10 protein-coding genes and 1 pseudogene are annotated in these 9,435 nt (G+C 71.8%); 8 read left to right on the forward strand and 3 right to left on the reverse strand.

Translation table 11 applies throughout. The features are described 5' to 3' along the window. Nucleotides 1-815: MFS transporter (locus H0X00_RS17660; protein ID WP_293773450.1), on the reverse strand; the 815-nt coding region annotated here is incomplete at its 3' end. A 19-nt stretch (nucleotides 816-834) separates the two neighbouring features. Next, on the reverse strand, nucleotides 835-1,620 hold the full coding sequence (locus tag H0X00_RS17665; RefSeq protein WP_293773453.1) for a hypothetical protein: 786 nt from the start codon (nucleotides 1,618-1,620) through the stop codon (nucleotides 835-837). Between the two features lie 275 nt (nucleotides 1,621-1,895). Here H0X00_RS17665 and H0X00_RS17670 point away from each other — a divergent pair, with 275 nt between their 5' ends. The 6 genes from H0X00_RS17670 to ccsB all read left to right on the forward strand — a co-directional run bounded on the left by H0X00_RS17670 (nucleotide 1,896) and on the right by ccsB (nucleotide 8,051). After that, nucleotides 1,896-2,618: a hypothetical protein gene (locus H0X00_RS17670; protein ID WP_293773455.1), complete on the forward strand. Its 723-nt coding sequence runs from the start codon at nucleotides 1,896-1,898 to the stop codon at nucleotides 2,616-2,618. Between the two features lie 66 nt (nucleotides 2,619-2,684). Then, nucleotides 2,685-4,004, forward strand: coding sequence for a glutamate-1-semialdehyde 2,1-aminomutase (gene hemL, locus H0X00_RS17675; RefSeq protein WP_293773457.1), 1,320 nt, complete (start codon nucleotides 2,685-2,687; stop codon nucleotides 4,002-4,004). Next, a complete protein-coding gene (locus tag H0X00_RS17680; RefSeq protein ID WP_293773459.1) occupies nucleotides 4,001-4,651 on the forward strand; it encodes a histidine phosphatase family protein in 651 nt (216 codons plus the stop codon). Before hemL ends, H0X00_RS17680 begins: the two co-directional genes overlap by 4 nt. A 13-nt stretch (nucleotides 4,652-4,664) precedes the next feature. After that, a complete protein-coding gene (locus H0X00_RS17685) occupies nucleotides 4,665-5,438 on the forward strand; it encodes a cytochrome c biogenesis protein CcdA (protein WP_293773461.1) in 774 nt (257 codons plus the stop codon). A gap of 25 nt (nucleotides 5,439-5,463) precedes the next feature. Further along, a complete protein-coding gene (locus tag H0X00_RS17690) occupies nucleotides 5,464-7,092 on the forward strand; it encodes a cytochrome c biogenesis protein ResB (protein ID WP_293773462.1) in 1,629 nt (542 codons plus the stop codon). A 2-nt stretch (nucleotides 7,093-7,094) separates the two neighbouring features. Continuing rightward, complete coding sequence (gene ccsB, locus H0X00_RS17695) at nucleotides 7,095-8,051, forward strand: c-type cytochrome biogenesis protein CcsB (RefSeq protein WP_293773463.1); 957 nt, start codon at nucleotides 7,095-7,097, stop codon at nucleotides 8,049-8,051. A 12-nt stretch (nucleotides 8,052-8,063) separates the two neighbouring features. On the opposite strand, the gene H0X00_RS17700 is transcribed toward ccsB, so the two are convergent. Then, on the reverse strand, nucleotides 8,064-8,438 hold the full coding sequence (locus H0X00_RS17700) for a PLD nuclease N-terminal domain-containing protein (RefSeq protein WP_293773464.1): 375 nt from the start codon (nucleotides 8,436-8,438) through the stop codon (nucleotides 8,064-8,066). Nucleotides 8,439-8,560: 122 nt separating this feature from the next. Between H0X00_RS17700 and H0X00_RS17705 the strand changes: the two genes are divergently transcribed. Further along, a complete protein-coding gene (locus H0X00_RS17705) occupies nucleotides 8,561-8,854 on the forward strand; it encodes a DUF4229 domain-containing protein (protein ID WP_293773466.1) in 294 nt (97 codons plus the stop codon). A gap of 192 nt (nucleotides 8,855-9,046) precedes the next feature. Continuing rightward, nucleotides 9,047-9,435: pseudogene (locus tag H0X00_RS17710) on the forward strand (hypothetical protein); the annotation flags it as partial.

Consider the following 9,435-nt stretch of genomic DNA (forward strand, 5'->3'; position numbering starts at 1 on the left):
AGCACGCACCCGGCCGCGGTCTCCGAGCGCGGCCCGCCGCGCACGAACCGGGCCAGCGGAGGCGCCACGAAGGCGGCGATCGGCACCACCGACACGGTGAGCGCCGCGGTCGCGGGGGACCGGCGCCAGCCTTCGACCAGCAGGAGCACGACCAGGAACAGTGCCGCGGTGAGCGCTGCCGAGAGCAGCACCAGCGCGAGGTTGGGCGCCACCGCGGGACGTCCGGGTGTGCGCGCGTCAGAACGCTCGGAGAGCCCGGCGTCCTGGTGCTGCGCCCGGACCGCCAACGCGGCGGGCACCGCGAGCACCGCGATCGGCACCTGCACGATGAAGATCGACTGCCAGGAGATCGCCTCGGTGAGCAGGCCGCCGGCGACCGGGCCGGTCGCGGTGCCGAGCACGCCCGCCGCGGTCCAGAGCGCCACCCCGCGCTGTTCATCCGTCGCCGCCACCAGCAGCTCCAGGCACCCGACCAGCGCGAACGCGCCGCCGAGGGCCTGCACCGAGCGGGCGCCGATCAGCACCTCCATGGAGTCCGCCAGCGCGCAGGCCGCGGAGGCCAGGGCGAACGCCGCGATTCCCACCGCGGCCAGCGGCGCGGGGTTGCGGTGCACGCACACCCGGGCGGCCGGCACCGCGGCCAGCGCCAGCACCAGGTTGAACGCGATCAGCACCCAAGCGACCTCGGCCACGCTGCCGTCGAGTTCGCGCAGGATCTCCGGCAGCGCGAGGGTGACGATCGCGGAGTCCGCCAGCACGGTGCCGACGGTGAGCGCGAGCAGCGGGACGCAGGCGCGCCGGGCGAGCGAGTTCATGGCTGACCCAGCACTGCCGTCACTGCGGGGTGCTGAAACCCGGGCGGATCTGCTGGTCGTCGTCGTAGTCGTCCTCGTCGACGTAGGACAGCGTCACGGCACCCATCACGATCAGCACGAGACCGGCGAGCGCCATCCCGAGGTCGCGGGGGAGGCGCCGCTTGGCCGGGTCCCCGGCGGCGGCCGCGTCGCCACCGGCCGAGAGCGTCACCTCGCCGCCCAGGACGGGCGCCCCGCTGGGGGTCGATCCCAGGTCCCCGGCGGCCAGCAGGTCCGCGCCGTCGGTGAGCACGAACTCGTAGACCTCGATGGTCGGCGCAGTGCCCGGGGCGACGCCCCCGGCGAGCTCGGGTGCCTCGTCGAACCACGGGTGCGGGTCGGGCCGGGATTCCCGGAAGGACGGGGAGAGCTGGTCCAGCGCCGGGCAGTGCGGCCCGACCAGGACCTGGTGACCCTCGGCGTCGCTGAGCGTGAACGGCAGGGGGGCGAACCGGTCGACGGTGGCCCGGCGGCCTCCGTCCACGACGGTCTGCGTGGCCAGGTACCAGACGCACTCCTGGTCGGACAGCGGCGACCGGTAGGTCCCACCGGGTCCGGCGGCGACCGTGCCGCGCACCACCACCCGGGGCGCGCCGTACTTCGGGCCCGCCGACTTCGTCGAGCGCTCGGGGAGCTGGGCGATCTCCTCGACCCCGCGCCCCGGCAGCAGCTTGAGGGTGAGCGCGGACCCCATCGCCCCCAGCAGCCCGATGATCGCCAGGAACGACCCGGTGAGCACGGACAGGAGGCCGATCAGGGTCTTCATTGCGCCAACGTAGTGACGGGCCGCATCAACCGGATGACCGACCCGGACAGGGGGTGGAAGGGCCTGCCGGAGTTGCCCCGTCCTGTGCGGGTGTGTCCACGTTCGGTGCGTTATGAGGGTTCGACGGAACGTGGTGCCGACGTCACGGTGTGGCGATTTTGCCGAGCGGGGTTACCCGAACGGCGCACAGGGGCAACCGGTACCACCGCACGATCGTCTGAACCCGCATCCGCCACCGGCGGGGATGCCGACCGAACGCCAGGAGTGAGAAGCCGATGACGACGCTGCGACTGCGTAGCCGCCTCGCCACCGCCGCACTGGCGATCACTGCTGCCGGAACCGCTTTCGGGGGCCTCGTGGCCGGCCTGGGTGTCCCGGCCGCCGCGAACGCCGTCGCCGCTCCGGCCGGCGCCGTGACGGCCGCCGAGGGCCCCGGGGAGATCGGTGAGGGCGTTTCGCTCGACCCGTCGTTCCTCAAGGCCGGTCAGCTGCCGCAGGGCTCCCGCTACGGGCAGTGGAAGGCCAGCCGGATCTACACCGGCACGCCGAAGAACGCGAAGTTCTGCCTGGACGGTGTGCTGCCGGCGGCCGAGACCCGCTACGTCACCTACCGCGGCAAGACCAACGTCGCCGGCGAGGAGTTCGTGACGGTCACCGACTCCGACGCCGAGGCGACGGCGCTGGTGAACGCGCTGCGCACGCAGGTCCAGAGCTGCTACCAGACCTGGCTGAACACCGACATCCCGCAGTACCGGGAGGGTCACCGCAAGGCCAGCTGGAAGCGGTACGGCACCAAGCGGGTCGAGGACGGCCTGACCGTGATCGGCGTCTTCACCGTTCCGCCGAAGGGCTTCGTCAAGACCTCACACCTGTACGCGATCGGCCGCGACGGCAACGTCGTCACGGTGTTCCATCTGGGCGTGCCGGGCGACCGGACCAACGCGCCGGTGGCCGGGTTCACCAAGGCCGCCAGCAAGGGCCTGCGCCAGGTCTTCTAGAACGAGCAGGTGGGCCGCCCGCGGAGCCGGGGAAGGTCGCCAAGGCCGGTCTGGGAGCATGACCGGGTGAATCCCGAGTCGAACGACCCCGCCGGCGCGCCCGCGTCGGAGGCGTTGTTCGCCCGCGCGTGCAAGGTCATCCCGGGCGGGGTGAACTCCCCGGTCCGTGCCTTCGGCGCGGTCGGCGGCACCCCGCGGTTCATGGCTGCCGGGCGCGGGCCGTACCTGATCGACGCGGACGGGCGCACCTACGTCGACCTGATCTGCTCCTGGGGCCCGCTGATCCTCGGCCACGCCCATCCCGACGTTCTCGCCGCGGTCCAGGCCGCGGCGGCGACCGGAACCTCGTTCGGTGCGCCCACCGAGGGTGAGGTCGAGCTCGCCGAGGAGATCGTCGGCCGGATCGGCCCGGTCGAACAGGTCCGCCTGGTCTCCTCCGGCACCGAGGCCACCATGTCCGCCGTGCGGCTGGCCCGCGGCTTCACCGGCCGGGCCAAGGTCATCAAGTTCGCCGGCTGCTACCACGGCCACGTCGACGCCCTGCTGGCCGCGGCCGGGTCCGGGCTCGCGACCTTCGCCCTGCCGGACACCCCGGGAGTGACGGGGGCTCAGACCGGCGACACCGTCGTCCTGCCCTACAACGACCTCGACGCCGTCGCCGGCGCCTTCGCCGCCAACGAGGGACAGATCGCCGCGGTCATCACCGAGGCTGCGCCGGGGAACATGGGCGTGGTCCCGCCCGAGCCCGGCTTCACCGCCGGCCTGGCTCGGCTGTGCCACGCGCACGGCGCGCTGCTGATCTCGGACGAGGTGATGACCGGCTTCCGGGCCGGGCCCACGGGCTGGTGGGGCGTCGAGGGGGTCGATGCCGATCTGTTCACCTTCGGCAAGGTGATGGGCGGCGGCTTCCCGGCCGCGGCCTTCGGCGGCCGCGCCGACGTGATGGGTCACCTCGCCCCGGCGGGGCCGGTCTACCAGGCGGGCACGTTGAGCGGGAATCCCGTTGCGGTGGCGGCCGGCCTCGCGACGCTGCGCGGCTGCACGCCCGAGGTCTACGACCACCTGGCCAAGGCCGGCGAGGTGGTGGCCGGCGCCGCCGCTGAGGCGCTGTCCGCGGCGGGTGTCCCGCACCGGGTGCAGTTCGCCGGGACGATGTTCTCGGTCTTCTTCACCGACGCCCCCGTGCGCAACTACGACGAAGCGCGAACCCAGGACCTCGGGGCGTTCAAAGCCTTCTTCCACACGATGCTCGAGCGCGGCGTCTACCTGCCGCCGTCGGCGTTCGAGGCCTGGTTCCTCTCTGCCGCCCACGACGACGAGGCGATCAACCGGATCCTCGATGCGCTGCCGCACGCCGCGCGGGCCGCCGCGGAGGTGGCCCGATGACGCAGCACACGATCGTGCACGTGGTGCGGCACGGCGAGGTGCACAATCCCGGCGGCGTGCTCTACGGCCGGCTGCCGGACTTCCACCTCTCCGAGCTCGGCGTGAAGATGGCCGAGCGGGTCGCAGAGTCCTTCGCCGGGCAGGACGTCGCCGCCCTGGTCTCCTCGCCGCTGGAGCGGGCCCAGGAGACCATGGCCCCGATCGCCGCCGCCCTCGACCTGCCGGTCCACATCGACGAGCGCCTGATCGAGACCGAGAACTACTTCGAGGGCAAGACCTTCGGTGTCGGCGACGGCTCGCTGCGCCGGCCGGAGCACTGGCCGAAGCTGTGGAACCCGTTCCGACCCTCCTGGGGCGAGCCTTACGAGCACATCGCGGCCCGGATGCTCGCCGCCGCCGCGGCCGCCCGCGACCTCGCCCCCGGCCGCGAGATCGTCTGTGTCAGCCACCAGCTCCCGATCTGGACGGTGCGGCAGAAGATCGAGGGCAACCACCTCTGGCACGACCCGCGCAAGCGGCAGTGCGGCCTGGCCAGCATCACCTCGATCCGCTACGAGGGCGAGAAGATCCGCGGGCTCTCCTACCGGGAGCCGGCCGCCGATCTGGTGCCGGTGAAGGCCCGCAAGAACTTCACTGCAGGCGCCTGAAGGTGCCTCCTTCGTGACGGTCGAGGTCTGGCTCGCGGCCTCCGGTGACTTCTCCGAGACGGTCACCGGCGGGTCGCTGGTGCTGGCGATCCCGGTCGCATTGCTGGCCGGTCTGGTCGCGTTCGCCTCGCCCTGCGTGCTGCCACTGGTGCCCGGCTACCTGGCCTACGTCACCGGCCTGACCGGGAGCGACCTGGCTGAGGCCAAGCGAGGCCGGGTGCTGCTCGGTACCTCGCTGTTCGTGCTCGGCTTCACCGCGGTGTTCGTCTCCTTCGGTGCGCTGTTCGGCTACTTCGGCGCCGAACTCATCGAGCACGAAACCGAGATCAACCGGGTACTGGGGATGGCGACGATCCTGCTCGGGCTCGGCTTCCTCGGTTTCCTGCCGTTCCTGCAGCGCGAGTACCGGATGCTGCGCCGCGCCCCGTCTCCCGGTCTGCTGGCCGCGCCGATGCTCGGCGTGCTCTTCGGCATCGGCTGGGCCCCGTGCATCGGCCCCACCCTGGGTGCGGTGCAGGCGCTCGCGTTCACCTCGGCCAGCGAGGAGCGCGGGGCGCTGCTGACCTTCGTGTACTGCCTCGGCCTCGGGTTGCCGTTCATCGGGATCGCGCTCGGGATGCGCCGGATGCTGGGGACGGTCGAGTGGGTCAAGGCCCACCACCAACTGGTGACCCGCGCCGGGGGCGCGATGCTCTGCCTGCTCGGGGTGCTGTTGGTGACCGGGGCGTGGACCGAGCTGTCGATCCAGATGCGGATCTGGACCGCCAATTTCGAGACCGCAATCTGATGCTTCGGCAGGGTGGAGGCATCAGATGACGATCACGGACTCCAGCGTCGACGCCGCTCCGGTGCCACCGCCGATCGGTGCGGTCGGCATGGCGCGTTGGGCCTGGCGCCAGCTCACCTCGATGCGTACCGCGCTGATTCTGCTGTTCCTGCTCGCGCTCGGCGCCATCCCCGGCTCGCTGATCCCGCAGCGTGGTGTCGACCCGGTCGCGGTCGTGGAGTTCCGCAACCGGCACCCGGAACTGGCCTCGTGGTACGACAAGGCCTCGCTGTTCGAGGTCTTCTCCTCGCCCTGGTTCTCCGCGATCTACCTGCTGCTGATGGTCTCCCTGATCGGCTGTCTGGTGCCCCGGACCCGGGTGTACCTGCGGGCGGTGCGGGCCCGGCCGCCGGCCACCCCGCGCAACCTCGAGCGGCTACCCGAGCATCGGGCCGTCACCCTTGATCCCGGGGCGGACGCCGACCCGGAGACCGCGCTCGCCACCGCGGCCGCGGCGCTGCGCCGGCGTCGGTTCCGGGTAGAGACCTACGAGGGCTCCATCTCCGCCGAACGCGGGTACCTTCGCGACACCGGCAACCTGGTCTTCCACCTCTCGCTCGTCGTGGTGCTGGTCGGCATCGCGGTCGGGCACCTGTACGGGATGCGCGGCAGCGCGCTGGTGGTGGAGGGCCAGGGTTTCTCCAACACCGTCACCCAGTACGACAACCTGCGCACAGGTCCCCGGTTCGACGTCGACGACCTGTCCCCGTTCACCCTCACGCTGAAGGACTTCCAGGCCCGCTACGAGGAGGCCGGCAACCAGCGCGGCGCGGCCCGGGAGTTCGAGGCCAAGGTCACCGTGATCGATGCGCCGGGCTCCCCGCCGCGAGCCGACGGGATCCGGGTCAACCACCCGCTGAACCTGGGCGGCTCCAAGGTCTTCCTCGGCCCGCACGGCTACGCCCCGGCGGTCACGGTGCGGGACGGCAACGGGAACGTGGTGTTCGCCGGCGCGGTGCCGTTCCTGCCCGTGGACCCCGTCGGTCTTTCCTCGCGCGGGGTGGTGAAGGTGCCGGACGCCGCCCCCACCCAGCTGGGCTTCCAGGGCTTCTTCCTGCCGACCGCCGCCTTCGATCTGCAGCGCGGCCCGTTCTCCACCTTCCCGGAGCCGCGGCTGCCGCGCCTGGTCCTCAATGTCTGGTCCGGCGACCTCGGCCTGGACGACGGGGTGCCGCAGTCGGTCTACCGGCTCGACACCACCGACATGACCCAGGTGAAGGAGTCGACCAAGGCCGACGCCCAGCCGCTCACCCAGTCGCTCGCGGTCGGCGACACCATGACGCTGCCCGGGTTGGGCAGCCTGACCTTCGACGGCTACCGCGAGTGGGTGGTCCTGCAGGTCGCCGAGGACCCGGGACGCACGCCCGCGCTGGCGGGCGGGGCGCTCGCGTTGGCCGGCCTGCTGGCCTCGCTGTTCGTCCGTCCGCGTCGGGTGTGGGTACGTGCAAGGCGCGACGAGGCAGGCCGTACCGTGGTCGAGGTCGCCGCGCTGGCCCGCTCCGAGGGTCCGGACCTGGCGGCCGACGTCGACGGTGTGGTCGAAGCACTGAAATCCAGCAATTCCAGCGGTTCCAGCGATTCCAGCGCCGCCACCGCGGCCGCCCCCAAGGAGTAGGCGTGGTCCACGAGAACCTCGCGGACGTCAGCGACCGGCTGATCTACGCCTCGATCCTGGTCTACGCGCTGGCGATGCTCGCCCTGTGCGCCGAGTGGGCGTTCTCCTCCCGGCGCTTCGCCGCCGAAGCGGTCGAGGCGGTGCCGGTCAAGGCGCTGGTCGGGGCCGGCGGGCCCGAGGTCGCCGAGATCCTTCCCGCGGCGCCCCCGGCTCGGGAGAGGGCCGAGAAGTTCGGCCGGATCGGCCTGTCGCTGGCCGTGCTCGGCTTCCTGCTGCACCTGGGGGGCATGGCCTGCCGCGGTCTGGCCGTCGACCGGGTGCCGTGGGGGAACATGTACGAGTTCTCCTCGATGTCGGCGCTGGCCGCGATGGGCGTCTTCCTCGCGCTGACCCGCAAGTACGACATCCGCTGGCTCGGCGTCTTCGTCGTCACCCCGGTGCTGCTCACCCTCGGGCTCGCCGTCACTGTTCTCTACACCGACGCCCAGCAGCTGCAGCCGGCCCTGCAGTCCTACTGGCTGGTGATCCACGTGATCGCCGCCGTGACCTCCGCCGGCGCCTTCACCGTCGGCGCGGCGCTGAGCATCCTCTACCTGGTCAAGGAGCACGCTGAGCGCACCGGCTCGGCCACGCTGTCCCGGCTGCCGGCCGCCGACGCACTGGACCGGATCGCCTACCGGGTGCACGCCTTCGTCTTCCCGCTGTGGACCTTCGCGGTCATCGCCGGTGCGATCTGGGCCGAGAACGCCTGGGGCCGCTACTGGGGCTGGGACCCCAAGGAGACCTGGGCCTTCATCACGTGGGTGGTCTACGCCGCCTACCTGCACGCCCGCGCGACCGCCGGCTGGAAGGGCCGCCGCGCCGCCGCCGTCGCCCTCACCGGCTTCGGCTGCTTCCTGTTCAACTACTTCGTCGTCAACCTCGTCGTAACCGGGCTCCACAGCTACGCCGGCACCTGACCGGCGCGCTGATCAATCGCGGTCTTTGTCCCCGTCGAGGTCGTCCTCGAGCTTGCGCAGCATCTTCTGGTGCTCGGCCTCGGCGTTCAGTCGGCGCAGGAAGTCCGGGTCGTCGTCGGGCGCGGGGCGCGAGACGTACTTGGTCCGGCGCGGCAGGTTCGGCAGGTTCAGCCCGCCACCGGACGGCTGGGGCGCGGCCACGGCGTCGCCCTTGGGGCGGCCGAGGAAGAACCAGGCGATCGCGCCGAGGGGCGGCAGCGGGAACACGACCAGGATCACCCACGCCCATTTGGGCAGACGTCGGATCTGGGCCGCGTTGGCCTGAATGACCTCGACCAGTGCCCAGACGACGATGACGACCGTCAGCACGATGAGCGTGATGGGCACGCGCAAGGAGCCTCTCCCTCGAAAACGATCTCGCGTCCTCAGCCTAACCGCGCGGCGGTTTGTCTGCGTCCGGACCGCCAAGCCGTGACCTGTCGTACTCATGTTTGACTTGAGGGGTGAACGTGCCCCCCACCGTGTCCTACTCAGTGCGCCGCCTGGCCCTGTTCGCCGCGACCCTGGCCCTGCTGACGGCGCTGCTGCGAGGAACCCCGTTCGTCGCGGTGCTGCTGATCGCCACCCTGGTCTCCGGCGTGCTCAGCTACTTCCTGCTGGCCGGCTCGCGGGAGCGCATGGCGCAGGTCGTGGCCGGGCGGGTGAGCCGACTCAACGACCGCCTGGACTTGGGTGCGGCCGCCGAGGATGCGGCCCTGGACGCCGCCGAGTTGCCCGAAAAGGGCGTTTCGAAACCAGAGTGACGCCTGGGACTCGTTCACCCGTGTTCCGCAAAACCCGCCACCCGGGCCCGGCATCGGCCTACGGTGGACGTTGGGGTGGAGGGGGACGACGCGATGAATGGTGGAAAAAGGACGTCTCGGATCCGATCCGAGTTCGATTTGTGGCTCAAGGCCACGGGCGGCACACTGCGCCAGTTCCAGCAGCGCCGCGAGATGGGGCGCGTCAACACGGCGGCCGTCGAGCGTAAGCGGCGGGCTGAGGAGAAGGTCGCCGCGTACCGCGCCGCGTCCCGACGCAAGACCGCCCTGCTGCTGATGGGCCTGCTGATGGTCGTCACGCTGCCCACCTGGGCCGTCGTGAACGCGCTGACCGCGCCCTCGGCCCACAACGGCGACGCCTCCGACATCGGCTCCGGCTACGTCGAGGTCCAGCCCGCCGCCGAGGAGAACGGCTCCATCGAGATCGGGGCCACCGAGAGCCCGGAGCCCAGTGAGCCCCCGGCCGTGGCCGGCGTGGACCTGCCGGCCCCGACGGTCGAGCCCACCGTCGAGCCGACGCCGGAGCCGACGCCGGAGCCGACGCCCGCGGCGACGGTCAAGCC

It is taken from the genome of Sporichthya sp. (genome assembly GCF_013815995.1).
GTDB lineage: Bacteria > Actinomycetota > Actinomycetes > Sporichthyales > Sporichthyaceae > Sporichthya.